Source organism: Ruegeria halocynthiae (assembly GCF_000743705.1).
Taxonomy (GTDB): Bacteria; Pseudomonadota; Alphaproteobacteria; order Rhodobacterales; family Rhodobacteraceae; genus Ruegeria; species Ruegeria halocynthiae_B.
Genome location: NZ_JQEZ01000001.1, coordinates 1,185,247 through 1,203,383 on the forward strand (window position 1 = coordinate 1,185,247; position 18,137 = coordinate 1,203,383).

Genomic DNA, 18,137 nt, shown 5'->3' on the forward strand with positions numbered 1-18,137 from the left:
CGCTTTGGGCGCGGCAACCGTGTTACTGCGTCTTCAGGACCTTGTGCAAAGGTCGGAAATTGCCAGACGGTTTCAATTTTGCTTGTGGATTCTGGTCGTCCTGATGTTGGCGCGGATTGGTCACTGGGGCCAATGGAGCTGGTTTTTCTCGGCGGCTACAAGTTTCTGCGCGGCTCTCATACCTTTGGCCGCACTTGTTCTATCCGAGGGGCTTTTGCGCCGCCATGCGCCTCCGATATTGAAACAACTCTGCGCTTGGGGGGCTGTGATGCTCGGGCTGCTGGGTCTCTTCCAGTTCAGCAGTATAGAGTTTGCCCGGCTGGCCGGTCTGCTGCTGTTCCAACTGTTCGGATTGGGTGGTGTCGCTTTGTTCGTGTTGCGACGCGACAGAAACAGCCTGTCATCGGCGGAAAACAGAACCATCAATTGGATAAGCCTGTCCTTCCTGCTGATCCTGCCGTTTCTTGCGACGGATTTCACGCGTGGAACAATGCTTGACCTGCCGGTCAGACTGGGTGGTGTGGCAGTTTTAGGGCTGTGCTGGTTGTCAATTGCGATGAATCGTTCCGGATTGCGAGCGTGGGATACTCTGCGTGGTTTTGGCATCGTCATTGTCATGACCACACTGCTTTCGATAATCGTCTCGGGGATTGTGCCGATGGATATCCGGTCGGGCGTGCAGGTGATGGCAATCATTTTGTCCGCGCTTATGCTGCTGGCCATTTGGCAAGCAGCGATTGCCTTACGAATTGAGGATCGCCAGTTGATTGCTCTTCGCGAGATTGCCGATGCCGATGGGCAGGGCCCACAAGCCAGCCTGGCGTTGCTGCGTCGGGCTGCCGGGTCTCCGGACGCGATACTGGTGGAAGAGGCAGACTTGGCGGACATGAACCTGAATGATCTGCGTGCCAACTTCACGACAACACCTGTGCAACAGTTAGGGGCAACGGATGACGAACAGGTCAATTGGCTGTTCTCGCGTTTTGATGCGACCCATGCGGTGTTCTTGTCCGGCACCCCGTTGCGCGTGGTCATGCTCAACAGTCCGGACATCGTCGACCAGGATAGCACCGGTGTCGCCTTGCGCGCGGTACAACGGATGGCGTGGGTTTTGATGAATGAGGGGCAAGCATGATAGAGTTGCTGGAACGGGATTTCGCAAGTTTCTTTGCCGCCCCGTTTCACGCGTATGGGGCGGACACTCCATATGTTTCGCCGATGAAAGCGGACTTGAAACGGTTTTTGTCGGTCGGAAACCCGCTGTTTTCCGACACATCGGATTTCACATTTTTCTCGGTGAAACGGGCCGGAAAGTCTGTGGGTCGGATCACGGCCCATCTTCATCGGGGTTCCAATGACCTGCACGGCGAGGCGCGAGGATGCTTTGGCTACTTTGATTGCGCAAATGACCCTGAGGCCGCCACAGCGTTGCTGCAAGCGGCGGAAAACTGGGCCCGCGCCAAAGGCATGACTCGGCTGGTCGGTAATTTCAACCTGACTGCGATGCAACAAGCTGGGATTATGACAAGTGGCTTCGATCAGCCACCGTTTACCGACCAGATTTGGGGGCCTCCGTATCTTCCGGGCCTGCTTGAGGCGAACGGGTATCGACCGTACTTTCCCATGACCACTTTCGAGCGTCGCCTGGATACCAATCCGACCCCGGAAGTCTTGCCCGACGCGCAACGCGCGCAGTTGCTGGATCAAGGGTTCTCTTTCGCACCCGTCACCCGCGCGACCATTTCCGAGCGGCTTGAGGATGCGCGTGCCATCTTGAACCGGAGTTTCAAAGACAATCCGATGTTTGTTCCAGTCACCGCGGAAGAGTTCCACTTTCAGGCCAAAGACATGAAATGGATCATGGACCCGCGGATTTCAAAAGTGGTGCATTATCGCGACGCGCCAGCGGGTGCGGTGATTGCCATTCCCGATCTCAACCCGTTGCTCCGCCGGATTGGATCGCGAATGCGTCTGTCTCTGCCGTATCACTATCTCAGGTACAAAGCCCATCGTGACCGCGCAGTGGTCATTTTTCAGGGTGTGATGCCAGAGTTTCAGGGTCGTTCAGTCAACCCATTGATGTTGAGCGAGATGACTCGGGACATGATTGCCGCAGGATACAAAACGGTGGGTGGCACGTGGATTGCTGATGAAAATGCGGCCAGCCTGCGCCAAACCGAAAAAACCAGTGCTGTGCCGCTGCACAGACTGCACCTGTTTTCGAAGGAGTTTTTGTAATGGACCGCATGGAATTTGAAGCAATCGTTGCGCAGGCGATGCTTGCCCCTTCTGCACATAACACGCAGCCAGCGCGATGGAGGCTGAACGGGGAGTGTATCGAGGTCCACGCCGATCTGTCACGGTGCCTGCCTGTTGGTGATCCGCATGATCGTGATCTGGAAGTGTCATGTGGTGCGGCGGTCGAGGGCACCGTATTGGCCCTGGCTGCGCGCGGGGCCGGTGCTGAAGTGACCCTATCAGACGCACCGGATGAGGTCGGGTTGCGCACGATTGCTCGCATTTATCCAAAGGCGAGCGCTGATGCAGAGGACGCCGAACTGGCCGCGGAGGTCTCGAAACGCCTCACGCATCGGATAGGCTTTGCGCCTGCGCTGAAAGGTGCCTTTGAAGACTGGGACGCCACTCACATGACATTGGTCGAGGACACGACCCAGATCGACTGGCTCGCCAAGCAAATCGACATCGCGTCGGCCCGCGTCATGCGATCCAGGGCCTTTCGTTCGGAACTGCTGCATTGGATGCGTTTGCGCGAGGGCGATCCGAACTATCACACCGATGGTTTGAACCGAGAGGTGCTTGCCATGGATGCAACAACCGCAAGGGTCGCACCGACCGTTCTGGGTGGAAGGCTTTATGATCTGTTGTCGGTGCTGGGCCTCGGTCCGCACCTGTCGGGTGAGGCTGCGCGCAGCCGCGGTGCGGGCGCAATTGCGCTGTTTCACTGGCCTGCGAATGGGTCGATGGTCGAGGCAGGCCGGGTATTCTATCGATCCTGGTTGCAAGCCTCTGCACGTGGGTTGGTGGGGTGGCCCGCCGCGGCACTGGCAGATGACCCTTGCACACGTGCTGCTGTATCGGATCGCTTTACCGTACCGACCGACAGGGTCTTGTTTAACGCGTTGAGACTGGGGGCCGCCAACGGTGCCACCCCCAGTCGAGCGCGCTTGTCTATGCGCGATGTTATCGTTTAGGCAGCGATGTTCTCGCCTACCTCTTTCAGTAGTTTTTCGGTTTTTGCGTCTTCGATCCGGTTGTGCAGACGCTGAGATTCTTCACGGTCGCGCAGAGTCTTTGTGATTGAAACGGTGGTGTGCACCAGCATCAGCGCGGACATGGAATAAAACCCTTTTGCTGCAAAGCTGGCTTCCAGAAAGTAGATGCCGCCGGCCATCATTGCTGCTGCGACAATGAACGAAACAATAGTGAACATATTCCAGGCGTTGGACTGCGGTAGGTTCAGGTTTTCTTCGGTATTCATGGATCAATTCCTTTCAATTTCTCTGTCAGTTCAATTCGGTTAGATCGTCAGCTTGATTTCGACTTGCTGGATTTCTGGGCCTTTTTCTTCAGGCGATCGAGAACGTCATCGGCGTTTGACCGCAATGGTTTACCGCACCCTGCTTCGGCCAACTTGTCGCGAATGTTTTCGGCTGAACCAGTCGCTTCCAACTCGGTCATGGCACGGGCTGTTGCATCCATCTCGCTTTGACGCTCTTGCAATCGCTGCAAAGTGTCTTCAGCCTCGCGCAAGGTGGATAATCCGCTGTCCGGCGCGACTTGCTGAAGGCGCTGAGTTTTGTCTGTGGCCGTGGCGAGGCGCTGACCGCGTTGCAATTGCCGCAACCGGGTTTCGGCCTCGCGTAGGACAGTGCGTAGCCGAGCGATCTCGGTCTCAAACCGGGCCTGTGCCTGAGTTGATACATCACGCTCTGCTTCGAGATGGACGATTGTCTCAGCTGCGTCCCGTGCCAGATCCTCGCGGTTTTGTTGCAGGGCAGCCATCGAACGAGTTTCAAGGTCCGCGATTTGTTGGGTCAATCTCTTGTGCTGTTTGATCTCCTGTTCGTTCTGCGCCATTGCGACGGCGACGGCCTTGCGCGACACTTGAATGGCGTGGGCGCAGTCCCGGATTTGCTGACGCAGAATGGGCAGAGCGTGGCGATCCGTAACGACGGTTGCCGCCTCAAAGGCCCGGCCTCTTATCAAAGTGGCAAACTGTTTGAACATCTTTAGCTCCTCGTTTATGAACGTTGTTCATGAGGTAACTATGCGGTGATTCTGAACGTCGTTCAACACTAAAAATGAACGATGTTCATAAAGTTTAAATACGCGAGGATTAAGTGTCAGAAAGTAAAAGAGAAATCTTGAAGAAAAAGATCTTAGATGCCGCAGAAAAGTGCATTGAAACGCAAGGGCTGACTGCATTGCGCGCCCGTGATGTCACAAAAGATGCCGGATGTGCACTGGGCAGTCTTTATAATGCATTTGAGGATATGGACCTTCTGATCCTGTCGGTGAACTCGCGAACACTAGCGCGTTTGCACGCGTCATTGAAAGACGCCTCCGCGTCACAAGAAGCGCCCAAGGAAACGCTTCTTACACTTGCATTGGCTTACCTGGAATTCGGTACCGAGAACCCGAACCTGTGGGCTGCATTATTCGATCACAGGATGCAACCAGGTGTACCCGTACCGCGATGGCACCTTGAGGAACACGCGGTACTCATCGCCGAGATTATCGGCCCGTTGTCGCAATTGAGCCCCAACTTAGATGAAGACACATTGGCCTCGCGTGCGCGAACGGTATTTTCTGCTGTGCATGGCATCGTCAAGCTTTCGCTGGAAGGTCGGTTTGTCGCGTTGGACCCGAATACAGTCCGAGCTGAATTGTCCGAGTTTGTTTCTCAATACCTGAGGGAGGCCGACTGACCGGTGTATCGAGAGACCCGGACGTGGACGGATTGGCTGCAATACTGATTGACTATGCTGAGACCTTGGAAAGATCGGAGCGCGTGTTTTCCGGCGATCTGTCGCTTTTGGATGCGGCGGCACGCCTGAGAGTTAGCGTCGGGTCGATCCGGCGGTTGCGGGATGGTGGATATCTAAAGCAGATTAAAGTGCGAAACCCGGACACGCAGCATTACCGTTGCTACATCACTGAAGAGAGCATTCAGGTATTTGTGGAGGCGTAGGTGACGCTGGGCCAAATGGCAGAGCAGTTTGAGATCGCCGCGATCCATCTGGCTCCGGCGCTGGACCGAAGAGAATTCGAGACAATCCCCTGTGAAGCTGGGTTTGTTCTGAATAGCCGCTTTCCTTGAGCCGCCGAATGTCTCTCAGCAAATCAAGGGAATGGTGCTGCCGACGTGCGACATTTTCCACGAGGCTCATCACCAGACAGTCTTCACTGCTGGCATTGATAACAATGGAAGGAATTTCCGACTGACCGAGGGCCTTGAAGGCTTCCAGTCGCCCTTGGCCGCACACCAACTCGTAGCTTGGTTCACCACCGCTCTCAGGTTCTCGTACCGCGACCATGATTGGTCTTTTCAGTCCAAGCTCGGCGATGTTGGCAGTGATTTCCTCAAATACCTTTTGATTACGGATCCTCGGATTCACCACCGTGATTGCGTCGACCGGAACCAGCACCGTCTGTTCGGGAGCGGTATTGCTCATCACGCAACCTCCAGAAGTGGTGCGCGCGCCGTCATATCGAAAAAATGCGTGAGGTCGTCGAAGCGGTATGCATCAAGGGACAGGCCATTGTTTTCCGACAGGCGTAGCTTGGATTTGGTCATGTCGAACGTCGGCAGCAAATAGTAGTCGAGCGGTAGCTCATTCATTCGTCCCATCCGGACGACAATGGTCATGTCGGGCAGGTGGCCGGTATCGAGACGAATGTTCCAGCGAAACGCGCCAGCGCCAGTTTGCATGCAACGAGCAATAACGATGGAAACGGTGAACTCTTCGTTGACAGTAAGGGTATCTGTTTGCGGATTATGGTCGACCTGTCCGCCGACGGCCTCAACGCCGGAAATGGTGTTCCGGATGATATCGCTGTGTATGCCGCGCAGCCGCCTATTGATCTCGATGTAGCGATAATCTCTGTCTGGTTTGAAACCCACAAGACTATATGCGCGCAGCAAGCTGCCAAACCGGCTTTGATATGCCCCGCTCGAAGGTAGGGTAGCGGCTTCGTTGATAACAATCCCAGAAAGGAATCCGTTCTCTTCCAAGGTTTCTTTCAGACCTTCGAGCATCTCCTCATCTGACATGCGCTGCGCTCGTGATCCAATGATCGCACCTGCCGCAGCGAAGAGATCGGTGCTGACGATCGCCTCGAAGACACCTGTCGCGCGCACCCAATTGCTCGGATCGTTTCGCACGTGGCGCTTCTTCAGTTTGAACGAATTGCGATTCCAGATGTTGTTGCCGATGTACTTCTCGTTGGTCAGGATTTGACGCACAACCGCAGGCGACCAACTGCGATCCAGGTCGGTTTTGATCCTGCGTGCATTGAGCTCGGCAGCAATCTCTGCCTCGGACTGGCCATCATGAACGAAGCTCTCGAAAATCTGGTTCACAATGGCGATTTCATGATCTGGTCCCGGGACCAGTGTCACACGGTCTGTTTGGATGCTCTTGTGTTCACCGCGCGATAGTAGGCATAGCCGCAGCGTTGATGATGGGCTCCTATTCGTTCTGGGTCAGAATTGGGTGACGCGAATTGTTCATTTCTTGAGGTTTTTCAGTCAATTGAGTCAAGTGCTCGTGACGTTTCAAAGTGCTTGCGCGATTGGCCGAGGTTTTGTTTAACGGGCCGGACCAAAGCATCGGGTGCAATTGCTGAAAGGCGGCTCTGGGTCGGCAGTGCGCATTCTACCCCTTGTGATCAGGCTTCAGCCAGCCGCGATAGTGGACAAGTGGACCTACGAATGGAGCCGAAAGTTCTACATCAAACCGGAAGCGACCGTCATCATCAACATATTCGTTTGTGTCAGAGCGTGGAGCAAGAAACCTAGGTAAGCGGAGCTTTCCAGCACGCCATTTTACCAGCGGCATTCGAACGCCATCGCTGTCATGGTCAAGTTTCAATGCAAAGGTGAACGGCGCAAACTGTTCGAAAACCATACTGTCGCCTAATGACGTCAGAACGGATGTCATCGTCTTGCTGGCAAAGGTTCGCGTCCAGATCTCAAATGGCTCGCCTTGTGATGATCGTTCCCGGTCGATGCTGACGGTTACCGGTACGGCCAGACCCGATTGTGGAAACCCAAAAAGCCGCGCGATCAATTGCGATAGGACCCCGGACCCTCTTTCGATATCGGCCTCTCCCGACCAGCGGACTGGTCCTGTTGGCCCATGGAACTGCTGCAAGCGTGCTGGTAGAGCCTCAAATCCCTTTGCTCCAAGCGTCGTTTCAAAGATGCTTTGGTGTGTTTGAACCACGGAAGTCGCAGTTTTAATGTTATATGGCCGCATTTCTTCAAGGATATCTGCAAGGGAAAGTGTGGCGTGGGCGAAATCGGCACCAGGTTTTACAGAACCTGACAAGAGTTTTCGGATGGCGGCTGCGGCAGGCAGGATCGGAATGTATGGCCCGTGATCTTGCCTGACAATGAGCGACCACTTCGCCTGAGTCATCACCCCGTCAGCGTTGAGCCCGCAGATATTAACCAGCATGCCCCCCGAAGAAGAGGTCGGAATTCGCGTTATCTTACGCGCTTTTAGCAGAAGCGGGATCAATGCGTTGGGCGAGCCAATCAGTTTGTACTTGCGCAATGCCGCAATCGACTCGACTCCCCGTTGCTCAATTCCAGATTCTAATCCCGCTGAGAATGATACGCGCGATTGCACGTCCAGAAGAGGACCGAGGTATTCGGCGTCAAAGGTCTCAACTGTGGCCACACGCCGGGAGCCGAGGCCGGGTAGGTCAATCCGTTTGGCATTTCCCCAGCCCGTCGTTTGCGACAAGTGCCCTTCCTCCCACAGAGGCACGTTCTTACCAGCATAACTCATGATGGCTTCGATGACGGATCTGCCAACTTCGCTTTTCCCGCCGGGTGTGATGGACATATCAATGGTGTCAACGCGCCGCCAACCGACGGTGAGGTGCTTTGCCACGCACGTCGACAGTGTTGGGGTTGAACTGGCGCCACTTAGTGCGCAGACGTCATGCTGCCGCCCGATGGCGTCCAGAGCATGGGCAAAACCTGCGAGGTAATCACGCGCATCGGCAAGGTCGATAAAATGCGCTCCGGATTCTAGCGCAGCCCGGGCGGTGTCATAGCTTGCACCTTGAAATGGGCCGGAACAATCCACGACGATGAAGGGGCGAATTTGGTCAAGCTGCTGTTGTAAGTTGACCTGACAATCCAGAGTGACTGCGTGTAACTCTGCTTTTGCACCGGATAACGTATTGATAAATGCCGCAGCCTTTGTTGCACTCCGCGATGAGACGTTCAGCACGAGACCGGGTTGCGTCGAAAGGTGGCGAACCAGCCGTTTTCCAAAAACCCCGGTACCGCCAATGATCAAGATGTTCTGTGCAGTCACAACACAAACCTATGGCGTTGATCGGCACGCGGCACGATGCAGCATTCAACTTGACCGAAAAGCTTGTAGCGGTTGCGCGCGATAAGTCCGTAAGCCCTGTCGCGCAATGATTTCGGGATGAAGGCAAAGAGCCGGGCGATCTGCGCCGGACCCTTCAAATGACGCGCCAATGCAATCATGGCATCGGATTTGTCCAATGCGACGCCACCCTCGATGAACAGGAATGTGGCCGGATCACCTGGGTCAACGTCGTGATACCGGGCCAGTGCGTGGCCTTCATCCGATTGGATTGCGACAAATCGAATGGACGCCGCCTTCTCGTGGCGCAGTGTATATTGTACGCCCTGGCTGCACAGCACGCATTGGCTATCAAAAAGCCAGATCGCATCGCATTGCATGGCGGTCATTCCTTCGCATCTTGGAATTCGGCATCCTGGCTTAAAACAGTGCCCAATAAGGCGTGCCTCAGACGCATGGAAAAGCGAAACCGCCCTGAACCCAAATCATGATGGCCGATCACCAGCGCACCAGGTGCGAATGGCTTTGGTATCTTGATGCGCTTGCCAAAAACCGACAGGAAGTAGTGATCACTCTTGAATAAAAGTGCGCCGTTTTCCTCGACAACACGCAACCCCATGCCGATCCCATAGCCGATGTATTCTTCGATCCCGGTGGCACCGGAAAACCGCTTGGAGCTGTGGATCATCTGCGGAAAGCCAGAGGCCCGGCCATATTGGCGGATCCAGAATTGACCGTTTCCTGCGATGTCTTCGGTGACGATCACAACGGCCGGCTTTCCCACACAGCTTAGGTCATAGGGCAACGGCGCGCCAATAAGGCGGGCCAGTTGGGCCAAGGTCCAACCAGCCCAGTTCATCTGCATATTGGTCACGACGCCTTGATAGGTGACGCTGGCACCACCGCGAACACGTTTGCCAAAACGGCGCCGGACGGTTGCGGGCAATCGCATCCAGCTGTCTTGACCAAGTAGATCGCTAAAACGGTGATCGACCAGCGGCAGATCGGGGTGGGTAACAGGGCGCACATGCATGATATTGGCCTTCGGAAACTGTTAACGCGACAGGTGATGTGCGTCTGCTACTCTGACTTTTTCCCGGTGATGGTAAGCAAGGAGATCACCTTGTTGCCCATCTTCATCAGCATTTTCAGTTTGGATTTCGGAACATCCAACATCTGATCATACCAGCTGTCCACAACATTCAGGAACTCTTGCATTTCTTTCATGCGGGCCAGTGCAGTAGGGTTCGGGTCGTTTTCGGCCTCGGCTGCGGCGACGCAATCGGACAGCACCTGCATGGCAGGATCAATCTCGCGTTCCTTACGGCCTTGTGCGACGCGCGTTGCAATTTCCCAGACATCGCATTCAGCCTCGAAATGCTCTCGTCGATCGCCGTGAATGGGAACGCGGCGGATCAGTTTCCAGGCGACCAATTCCTTGAGGGAATTCGATACGTTCGAGCGGGCAATTCCAAGTCGTTCAGAAATTTGTTCCGCGTTGAGTGGCGACGAGCTTAAAAACAGAAGCGCCTGGATCTGCGCCACAGATCGGTTCACACCCCATTGGCTGCCCATGTCACCCCAGTACAAGATGAACTGGGTTTGAGCGGCGGATTCGCTATATTCTTTTGTTTCTGTCATAACAGAAATTTCGTATATTGCAGACGAAATGTCAATGACCATCGACCTGACGTTGACCGAAATAGCTTGAGCCGAAGTCGTTCCGTCTTGTGTCGTGCCCTAAACCCTTGAGAGAACCCGTGGAATTTGGCTTTCGTTAACGCGACAATGGATCATGTTTCCTTGGATGAAAGAAAGAGCCCCAACTTTAAGGGCTCAAGCAGCCGTTGCTGTTGCATTCGCAGCGAAAGACTGGCTCAACGGGCCATCGTGCAGCACGTTAACGGCTCAGCCAATTTCCGCTTTGGACCGCCGTGAAGACGACGCAGCTTCCGATCAAGCGCCATGATACCCGACGAATTCTTTTAAGGTCAGAAAATCGGTTCAAAGCCTATGACGAGCGATTCCAACTGACTGGAAAGGGCATTTTCCACCGACATTTCATAGTCGCTAACAAGATGGATACGCTGATCGCCATTGTATTAGAGTTTTCGCAAATATGCCCACGAGACATACCCTTTTAGCCCACGCGCGCGCTCCAGAGAAACGCGGCACCAACGGGTGCCACCAGTCTGCTCGCAACTGTGAACTCGTAAGGCGGTTCCATTTGGAAGGCCAACGATCACAATAAACCCTGTCCCAGGCCCACCACGCATTTTCAGCATGTCACCTTCTTCAACGCCAACAACCTCGTATCGTCCGAGCGAGGCCGCCGACGCAGGTCCAACGTCCATAACCGCTCCTAGGAACAATGCCACTAAGGGTAAGAATATTGCACTGCGCATCGCGTTATCCTGCATGTTGCCTCAAATACAATTGTAGCGATTCAGATCACCAAGAGGAACAACCCCAGAACAGAAATCTGCGAACTTGTCAGGGCCTCAAGGTAATGACTGTCGTGCCCGGTGATTATTGCTCATGCAAATTAAGTTAGGTGCGATCCATCTAGGTTCGGTTTGATGGGCGGCTTTGCAGTAACATGCTTGTCAGGTGAACGGCCGGATTGGGCCGTCAGTGAAGGGAGATGGTTGGGCCAGGTGGTTGCGAAAATGAAGAAATAGGGCGGAGCCGTTACCGGCGGCTGATGGGCGGGCCGAAACGGCCAATGCTAATAGTAAGTGAGCAAGATCCCGGCACCTGTTGTCGCTGTCGTGATTGCAAAGCGTGCTTTGCCGCTCGTCAGAATGGGTTTGAAGACCTCACATGCATCAACTGGACGTATTCACTGGATATCACTTACTTTCTTGTTAGTGTGCTGCCATAGCAAATTCCATCTGCAGTAGACTTGCAGAGCGTTTATCGGAGCTACCTTTTGATCATCCATTTCATGTGCGGGAAATGCTGCGGCGTATCAAAGCGCGATATGATGTTGACGACACACCAAGATAAATGGCCCCAAGCGATGAAGGATTTTCACCCTTACGCCCCTCTCGCTAAGCTGACCCAAAGACGATTGCGCGGTTCTGGGATCAATTGAAGCCCAAGGCGAGCGAGGCGGATCAAGTTCAGATCGCAGATCCTGCAAGAGTTGAGGCCGCTGAGACCTACGGCGCCCGCATTGAGAACTTCATCGGAACCGTAAAGATGCCGGTTGGCTCGGTGGGCGGCGGCACTGGCTTGCCCAGCCAGACCGCGGCACTGAACATTCTGGGCCGTAACCCTCAATACTGATGGAGATGTCGAAGGTCCTTCGATGACCCTTCGAGAGGTGGTTCAGAGCGATGCCGGTCAATTGTCAAACTGGAGCAATCTTGCGCGGAGATTTGGTGTTTCCAAGGTGATCCAGGTGAAGAAAATGCGCGCCATTGATCCAGAGTTCGCACGCCTTAGTACCAAACTATCAACTATACCTGCTCAGCCAGCCAACGCCTCACGATTGAGACGATAACTGGGTTTCTTGGTTCGCGCGGCGCGACCACATAATACCCCTCGTCCGTCTCCATCGAAAACTCAACAGGTTGGCACAAGCGGTTCGCCATTAGATCGGCCTCCACAAACTCAGGGTTGGCCAGGGCAATGCCTTGGCTTGCTAGGGCCGCATCAATCGCCATTGATGTTTGGCTGAACGTCATGGTCTTTACGTCTTTCACTGGCCGTTCTTCCAGTGCTGCTTCAAGGAACAAAGGCCATTGGCCATGGGTGTCCTCCAGCAATACGTGGTTGAGCAGGTCGCGCGGCGACTGGATTGGATCCGGACCCGAGGCCAGATCCGGGTGACAGACTGCAATCAATTGAGCCGCCAACAGCGGTTCTGCAACAAGACCTGGACCAAATGGCGGTTTTCCTTGTCGGACAGCAATGTCGACACCGTCAGTCTGGAAATTGGCACGGTTGTTTGATGCGTCCAGGCGCACTTGAATATCCGGGTGGTCTTGAGCGAAGCTCCCTAGCTTGGGCACCAGCCACCGTGTCGCGAAGGACGGCGTGGAACTTATCGTCACCACCGCACTCTGGGCTGACAAATTTCCTGTTGCCTCGGCGATCATGTCAAATGCGCGTCGGACGGGCGGCAGATACTTGCGACCTTCATCAGTCAGAGAAAGCCCCCTTGCATGTCTTTCGAACAATTTGATTTTCAACAGGTCTTCCAGCGCACGTACGTGCTGTGCGACTGCGCCCTGCGTCACTCCAAGTTCTTCGGCCGCCAGCCTGAAGTTTAAGTGCCGCCCCGAAGATTCAAACGCCTTCAGAGAGTTCAAAGGAGGTAGGTTGCGCATCTGCGCCCTCACTTAGACAGTAGAATTTCTATGGTGTTAAAGCAGAATTACTGGTTAGTCAAACGCGCGACGGCACTCCATGTTGAAGCCAGATACACCTCACAGAACACATGGAGATCAGAGATGGCCGACAAGAAAGTTGCAATCATCATGGGTGGCGGCAGCGGCATGGGCGCCGATAGCGCGCGCCGCCTTGCTGCCGACGGCTTCAATGTTGCCATCTTGTCTTCATCGGGCAAGGGCGAGGCGTTGGCCAAAGAACTGGGCGGGATCGGTGCAACGGGCACCAATAAATCCAGCGAAGACATGCAGAAACTGGTCGGCGCCGCCATGGACAAATGGGGTCGCGTGGATGTTTTGGTGAACTCCGCAGGCCACGGCCCCCGCGCGCCCGTTCTCGAGATTAGCGACGAAGACTGGCATGAGGGCATGGAGGTCTATTTCCTGAACAGCGTGCGCGCCACACGGATCGTCGCGCCGATCATGCTTGCTCAGAAATCCGGAACAATTATCAATATCTCGACCTTTGCCGCCTTCGAGCCTGATGCAGTTTTCCCGACTTCGGGCGTGATGCGGGCCGGCCTGGCCGCCTACACCAAATTGTTCTCGGACAGGTATGCGGCGGACAATGTGCGTATGAACAATGTTCTGCCCGGATTTATCGACAGCCTGCCGGAAAATCCGGATTTCATGGCCAAGATCCCGATGGAACGCTATGGCAAATCCTATGAAGAGATCGCGGCCACGGTTGCTTTCCTGGCCTCGGAGGGCGGTGCATATATCACGGGTCAAAACATCCGCGTTGACGGTGGCATCACCCGCTCTGTCTGACGAACACACCAGCCACGAAAGAACAATCATGAAGCCGACTTCGAAAGACTCCTCGTGGGAGATGGATCTTCCTGTGTTTTCCGCCACCCCGAGACATGATGCCTACAGCCGCCATTCTTGTTCGACACAGGACCCTGTTGAATGCGCTGACTTTCCTCTTTCGCCGCAAGGCCCAGTTTCGTTGTACTTGGCGCGAATAGCTGAGAAACGCGATTTTCCCGTCATTGGCCACTTTTGTACGAGCGACTGGTTTTTCTAGGTAAAGCTAATTTCGGCGGCGGTTACTTTACTTATCACCCCGCCGGTGTTTATGGCGCTATAGAGGGACCTGGGTGGGCGAGCGGCCTCGTCTACGGAACGAGAAACCCAGCTTCTGACTTCCATCGCTTTCAAGGACTGCGACAAGGCACGATCTGAAATGGTCTGCAGGTTTCGCTTGATATCATTAAAGTGGCTTGGTGCGCGTAGCGAAGTCAGTACCGGTAATGTCCATGACCGGCGAAGCAAGTCTTGATCCTCATCTGCGGAAACACTTTGAATTTTATTGGCGATTGCTGCTGCAGTCATTCCAAGACGTGTAAGCCGAAACTCTGGACGCAGCGGATGGCCGTAACCGGGATTACGTTCCAACAACCCCAACTCGAACAGATGTTCCATGCTTTGTGCAAACGCGGTCCGGCTGGCGCCAGTCGCGGCTAAAAGCGGGGCCTGCCGCCCGGCTATGCCCGCGTGCATACTCGATAGTATGGGCAGTGCCCACGCTCTTGAAGTAATGTTGACAAATGATCTAATGTACACAAAGTATAGTTAGTATATTTTGAATCAGAAGGAAAGATCATGTCGCTTATTTCGTTGGATGAAACCATCAATATCTCGTTTTCGGTCAAAGATCGCCATGCAAGCGCTGAATGGTACGGAAGTATGCTGGGGTTTGAGACAATCTATCACGCAGACGACGCGGGTTGGTCAGAGCTTCAAACGAATACAGCCGGGGTAACAATTGGCCTAGGAGAGCATACAAAGCCCGCACCCGGCAATTGCGTTCCCGTTTTCGGGATAGCTGATTTAGACGCCGCGAGGCAGAAGCTGGAGCAGGCCAAAGTGAAATTTGATGGCGAAACAGATGTTGTTGAAGGCATGGTCAAGACAGCAACTTTTTACGATCCCGATGGAAACGCTCTCATGCTCGCTGAGGATTTGACGCGAGGATCGTGATTGGGTCTTTCGCCAAAATAGCTGTCGTTCAAACACTCTGCGGCATTATGCAATTTGGGCTCTCTCCTGACTTCCTTTCGGGGAAATCAGGGATAAATTGCAGATCAGGCGCCGTATGCGCCAGTTACTGCTGATCTGCTATGGGGGGAATGCGGATGTTGCATTCGTCCCTGTAGACCAACGGCGCGTCGTGTCTTACCAATCAGGCAGAACACTTGAATTGGCGCGGGGCAACTTGCGCCCGGCGAAAAGGCATGGAGTCACCGATGGCTTTGGATCTATCCGAGTTGCGTCAATTGCGGCAGGCATTTCACCGGACCCCTGAACTGGGCTTCAGCGAATTTGAGACCAAGGCCAAAGTGGCGGGCTTGCTGCGCGGCTACGGGCTTGAGGTTCATGAAGGCGTTGGCGTGGTTGGCGTCCTCAGGGCGGGGCGCGGGAATCGTGCCATCGGATTGCGCGCTGATATGGATGCGTTGCCGATCCATGAGACCAGCAAGCACGCATACGCCTCGCGCAATCCCGGTGTCATGCACGCCTGCGGCCATGATGGCCACATGACCATGCTGCTGGGCGCGGCGCAGACGCTGGCCGCTGATCCCGGGTTCAGCGGCACGGTGGTGTTCTTGTTCCAACCCAACGAGGAACTGGGCCTTGGGGCCAAGGCGATGTTGGATGAAAAGGTTTTGGAGCGTTTTCCCATCGACGAAGTCTATGCCATTCACAACTTGCCGGGGGCGCCCGTGGGGCAAATGTCCACACGCAACGGGTTGATCTGTTCGTCGGAAAGCCTGTTTGAGATCACGATCACCGGGCAGGGCGGCCATGCTTCGATGCCGCAGGCGGGGCGTGATGCAATCACGATCGGTGCGGACATCGTTCAGGCTTTGCAGACCATCGTCGCCCGTAAACTGGCCCCTGGCGCGGGGGCCGTGGTCTCTGTGACCGAATTTCTGACGGATGGTCAGCGTAACGTCCTGCCGGGGCGGGCGACGCTAAAGGGCGATGCCAGGGCCCGCCGCCCGGAAGACCGGGACAACATCGAAGCGTACATGCGCCAGATTGCGCAGGGCGTCGCCAGCGCCCATGGCGTGACTGTGGACGTAAAATTCCAGACTGAATTTATCGAAACAATCAACGCCCCGCTTCCGACCGAGGCCGCAATTCGCGCCGCGCAGGCCGCTGGTCTGGAGACTGTACCCGACCGACCCCCGATGAGCTTTTCCGAAGACTTTGCGCATTTCGCGGCGGCGATTCCCGGCTGCTTCGTCCTGCTGGGCAATGGTGAGGCTGGCGCGCACGGGCAGCCGCTGCATTCCAACGATTATGATTTCAACGACGATCTTTTGCCAATCGGTGCCGCGTTCTGGACGAACTTGGTGCGCGACCGTCTGCCACAGCAGGACGGTGACTGACGGCAGGGTGGCGTCAAACCGCCCGGGTCCGCGAGGTTCGCGACAGATCTAGCCCGCCGATCTGCGCCAGCAACGTCACGATATCGTCGACACCTTGCCTTTGTCGCAATGAGGCAAACACAAAGGGTCGGCCCTTGCGCATTCGGGCGGCGTCGCGGTCCATCACCTCAAGCGAGGCCCCGACATGGGGGGCAAGGTCGGTTTTGTTGATGATCAGCACGTCTGATTTCGTGATCGCGGGGCCGCCCTTGCGCGGGATTTCCTCGCCCGCGGCCACGTCGATTACATAAAGGGTCACATCCGCAAGCTCGGGGCTGAAGGTGGCGGACAGGTTATCGCCGCCGCTTTCGATCAGCACGACCTCGATATCCGGATGGCGGGTCTGCATCTCGGCCAAAGCCGCCAGATTAATCGAGGCATCCTCGCGGATGGCGGTATGCGGGCAACCGCCGGTTTCTACCCCGATGATCCGGTCCTGCGGCAGGATCTGCATCCGCATCAGTGCCTCGGCGTCCTCGCGTGTGTAGATGTCATTGGTGATCACCCCGATTGATACCGTGTCGCGCAGCGCCTCGGACAGGGCGGCGGTCAGGGTGGTTTTGCCTGCGCCCACAGGGCCGCCGATGCCCACGCGCAGGGGGCCGTTTATGCTGCTCATGTTCGGAACATCCTTGAATATTGAGTTTCATGTTTCATCGAGGCGATGTCGGACAGGAAGGCGGTCGAGCCCAGATCATCCAGCCCGGCGTCGATCGCCGTCGTGGCCACCTGCTGGCACAGGGGGGTCAGGTCACGGATCAGCCGCTGGCCTTCGGCCTGGCCCAGGGGCACCAGCCGGGTCGCGCAAGCCACCAGATTGGCCATGAAAGCCTGCAAAAACATCTGCGCAGTCAGGTGCAGCGGCAGGTGCCGGGCCGCCGCCGCATGTCCGATTGCGACCGGATAAGTCAGGGCTGCCATATCTACCGACCATAGCTCAGCAGTCACGCCGCAAAAGGCCTCGCCCAGAAGGCGCGTTTCCATCAAACGTTCGGACGAGGCGCAGAATGCCCGTGCGGTCCGGTCGATTTTCGCCAGATCATCGGGGTGATCCGCCCTGTAGGATGCGGCTAGCAACAGGCAATCATTGCGCCCCGATCCATGTTCCACCACATCCGCTATCCAGTCGCCCGCATCTGCGGCGCAGGTCACGCCCCTGCTTTCAATCACCCATTCCAGCCCGTGCGAATAGGCAAAGCCACCCACCGGATAGGCGGGTGACAGCCATTGGGTCAGCGTCAGGATATCGGCATCAGTGGGCGTGGCCATGGGTCCTGCCGTGGCCATAAGCGCCGCCTTCGGGGGTAAAGGGTTCCACGGTTTCCCGCACCTCGGCACCAAGTTTTATCAGCATCTCGCGAATGACATGGTCGTGCTGGATCAATAGACGGTTGCCTTCGATCTGGCAGGGGGTGTGGCGGTTGCCGATGTGCCAGGCCAGCCGCAGCAGGTTGTCACTGGTCACTTCCAGCAGTTCTTCGGGCGCGGCGACGATTTCGATCTCGCGCCCGTCCTCCAGAACCAGTACGCCGCCATGATCCAGCGATTTGGTTTGCGCCAGATCGACAAGAAACGCCTCGCCGTCATCGGTGGCCAGCATTTTACGGCGCAGGAACCGCCCGTCGTAGTCCAGCGAGACCTGCGCATGAGGTTGCGACTGATGATGGTCATGATAGATGCGGGCGGTTTTGATCGCGGTGGTCATC

22 protein-coding genes are annotated in these 18,137 nt (G+C 55.7%); 8 read left to right on the forward strand and 14 right to left on the reverse strand.

Annotation, left to right across the window (positions count from 1 at the left end; genetic code table 11):
* Nucleotides 1–268 precede the first annotated feature (268 nt).
* The 3 genes from JT51_RS21170 to JT51_RS05790 are packed head-to-tail and all read left to right on the forward strand — an operon-like array spanning nt 269 to nt 3,212.
* Nucleotides 269–1,135 carry a hypothetical protein gene (locus tag JT51_RS21170; RefSeq protein ID WP_051927417.1) on the forward strand — a complete coding sequence of 289 codons (867 nt, stop codon included), beginning with the start codon at nt 269–271 and terminating at the stop codon, nt 1,133–1,135.
* Entirely contained in the window at nt 1,132–2,238 is a 1,107-nt protein-coding gene (locus JT51_RS05785; protein ID WP_037308874.1) for a hypothetical protein, read from the forward strand. The genes JT51_RS21170 and JT51_RS05785 overlap by 4 nt, the downstream gene beginning before the upstream one ends.
* Nucleotides 2,238–3,212 carry a hypothetical protein gene (locus tag JT51_RS05790; protein WP_037308877.1) on the forward strand — a complete coding sequence of 325 codons (975 nt, stop codon included), beginning with the start codon at nt 2,238–2,240 and terminating at the stop codon, nt 3,210–3,212. Before JT51_RS05785 ends, JT51_RS05790 begins: the two co-directional genes overlap by 1 nt.
* Here JT51_RS05790 and JT51_RS05795 read toward each other — a convergent pair.
* Together JT51_RS05795 and JT51_RS05800 are read right to left on the reverse strand one after the other, a co-directional pair.
* Complete coding sequence (locus tag JT51_RS05795; RefSeq protein WP_037308881.1) at nt 3,209–3,499, reverse strand: YiaA/YiaB family inner membrane protein; 291 nt, start codon at nt 3,497–3,499, stop codon at nt 3,209–3,211. The genes JT51_RS05790 and JT51_RS05795 overlap by 4 nt on opposite strands.
* 47 nt (nt 3,500–3,546) lie before the next feature.
* Entirely contained in the window at nt 3,547–4,248 is a 702-nt protein-coding gene (locus JT51_RS05800) for a PspA/IM30 family protein (RefSeq protein ID WP_037308884.1), read from the reverse strand.
* Nucleotides 4,249–4,385: 137 nt separating this feature from the next.
* Between JT51_RS05800 and JT51_RS05805 the strand changes: the two genes are divergently transcribed.
* Complete coding sequence (locus JT51_RS05805; protein WP_200876065.1) at nt 4,386–4,949, forward strand: TetR/AcrR family transcriptional regulator; 564 nt, start codon at nt 4,386–4,388, stop codon at nt 4,947–4,949.
* A 225-nt stretch (nt 4,950–5,174) separates the two neighbouring features.
* On the opposite strand, the gene JT51_RS05810 is transcribed toward JT51_RS05805, so the two are convergent.
* The 7 genes from JT51_RS05810 to JT51_RS21430 all read right to left on the reverse strand — a co-directional run bounded on the left by JT51_RS05810 (nt 5,175) and on the right by JT51_RS21430 (nt 10,948).
* Nucleotides 5,175–5,696, reverse strand: coding sequence for a ParB N-terminal domain-containing protein (locus tag JT51_RS05810; RefSeq protein ID WP_051927418.1), 522 nt, complete (start codon nt 5,694–5,696; stop codon nt 5,175–5,177).
* The gene (locus JT51_RS05815; protein WP_268745979.1) at nt 5,696–6,643 is read right to left on the reverse strand and encodes a recombinase family protein; all 948 of its coding nucleotides are present in this window, start codon (nt 6,641–6,643) and stop codon (nt 5,696–5,698) included. The genes JT51_RS05810 and JT51_RS05815 overlap by 1 nt, the downstream gene beginning before the upstream one ends.
* A gap of 256 nt (nt 6,644–6,899) precedes the next feature.
* On the reverse strand, nt 6,900–8,576 hold the full coding sequence (locus tag JT51_RS05820) for an SDR family oxidoreductase (RefSeq protein ID WP_037308890.1): 1,677 nt from the start codon (nt 8,574–8,576) through the stop codon (nt 6,900–6,902).
* Complete coding sequence (locus JT51_RS05825) at nt 8,573–8,983, reverse strand: thiol-disulfide oxidoreductase DCC family protein (protein ID WP_037308893.1); 411 nt, start codon at nt 8,981–8,983, stop codon at nt 8,573–8,575. Before JT51_RS05825 ends, JT51_RS05820 begins: the two co-directional genes overlap by 4 nt.
* The gene (locus JT51_RS05830; RefSeq protein ID WP_037308896.1) at nt 8,980–9,627 is read right to left on the reverse strand and encodes a DUF4166 domain-containing protein; all 648 of its coding nucleotides are present in this window, start codon (nt 9,625–9,627) and stop codon (nt 8,980–8,982) included. The genes JT51_RS05825 and JT51_RS05830 overlap by 4 nt, the downstream gene beginning before the upstream one ends.
* Before the next feature lie 47 nt (nt 9,628–9,674).
* Complete coding sequence (locus JT51_RS05835; RefSeq protein ID WP_037309609.1) at nt 9,675–10,235, reverse strand: GbsR/MarR family transcriptional regulator; 561 nt, start codon at nt 10,233–10,235, stop codon at nt 9,675–9,677.
* A 461-nt stretch (nt 10,236–10,696) separates the two neighbouring features.
* Nucleotides 10,697–10,948 (reverse strand): SH3 domain-containing protein, encoded by a 252-nt coding sequence (locus JT51_RS21430; protein ID WP_419177297.1) that lies wholly within the window; start codon nt 10,946–10,948, stop codon nt 10,697–10,699.
* A gap of 739 nt (nt 10,949–11,687) precedes the next feature.
* Here JT51_RS21430 and JT51_RS05840 point away from each other — a divergent pair.
* The gene (locus JT51_RS05840) at nt 11,688–11,885 is read left to right on the forward strand and encodes a hypothetical protein (protein WP_037308899.1); all 198 of its coding nucleotides are present in this window, start codon (nt 11,688–11,690) and stop codon (nt 11,883–11,885) included.
* A 173-nt stretch (nt 11,886–12,058) separates the two neighbouring features.
* On the opposite strand, the gene gcvA is transcribed toward JT51_RS05840, so the two are convergent.
* Nucleotides 12,059–12,931 carry a transcriptional regulator GcvA gene (gcvA, locus tag JT51_RS05845; RefSeq protein ID WP_037308902.1) on the reverse strand — a complete coding sequence of 291 codons (873 nt, stop codon included), beginning with the start codon at nt 12,929–12,931 and terminating at the stop codon, nt 12,059–12,061.
* 123 nt (nt 12,932–13,054) lie between these two features.
* Here gcvA and JT51_RS05850 point away from each other — a divergent pair, with 123 nt between their 5' ends.
* On the forward strand, nt 13,055–13,762 hold the full coding sequence (locus JT51_RS05850; protein WP_037308905.1) for an SDR family oxidoreductase: 708 nt from the start codon (nt 13,055–13,057) through the stop codon (nt 13,760–13,762).
* Nucleotides 13,763–14,017: 255 nt separating this feature from the next.
* Here JT51_RS05850 and JT51_RS05855 read toward each other — a convergent pair whose 3' ends face one another.
* Nucleotides 14,018–14,560 (reverse strand): winged helix-turn-helix transcriptional regulator, encoded by a 543-nt coding sequence (locus JT51_RS05855; RefSeq protein ID WP_037308908.1) that lies wholly within the window; start codon nt 14,558–14,560, stop codon nt 14,018–14,020.
* A 39-nt stretch (nt 14,561–14,599) separates the two neighbouring features.
* Here JT51_RS05855 and JT51_RS05860 point away from each other — a divergent pair, with 39 nt between their 5' ends.
* Entirely contained in the window at nt 14,600–14,977 is a 378-nt protein-coding gene (locus JT51_RS05860; protein ID WP_037308910.1) for a VOC family protein, read from the forward strand.
* Nucleotides 14,978–15,243: 266 nt separating this feature from the next.
* Nucleotides 15,244–16,392, forward strand: a complete 1,149-nt coding sequence (locus JT51_RS05865) for an amidohydrolase (RefSeq protein ID WP_037309612.1) — start codon at nt 15,244–15,246, stop codon at nt 16,390–16,392.
* A gap of 13 nt (nt 16,393–16,405) precedes the next feature.
* Here JT51_RS05865 and ureG read toward each other — a convergent pair whose 3' ends face one another.
* Genes ureG through JT51_RS05880 form a run of 3 tightly spaced genes read right to left on the reverse strand, consistent with a single transcriptional unit; the run spans nt 16,406 to nt 18,136 of the window.
* Nucleotides 16,406–17,050, reverse strand: coding sequence for an urease accessory protein UreG (gene ureG, locus JT51_RS05870; RefSeq protein ID WP_037308913.1), 645 nt, complete (start codon nt 17,048–17,050; stop codon nt 16,406–16,408).
* A complete protein-coding gene (locus JT51_RS05875) occupies nt 17,047–17,700 on the reverse strand; it encodes an urease accessory protein UreF (RefSeq protein ID WP_037308916.1) in 654 nt (217 codons plus the stop codon). The genes ureG and JT51_RS05875 overlap by 4 nt, the downstream gene beginning before the upstream one ends.
* A complete protein-coding gene (locus tag JT51_RS05880) occupies nt 17,684–18,136 on the reverse strand; it encodes an urease accessory protein UreE (protein WP_037308919.1) in 453 nt (150 codons plus the stop codon). Before JT51_RS05880 ends, JT51_RS05875 begins: the two co-directional genes overlap by 17 nt.
* Between the last annotated feature and the right edge of the window lies 1 nt (nt 18,137).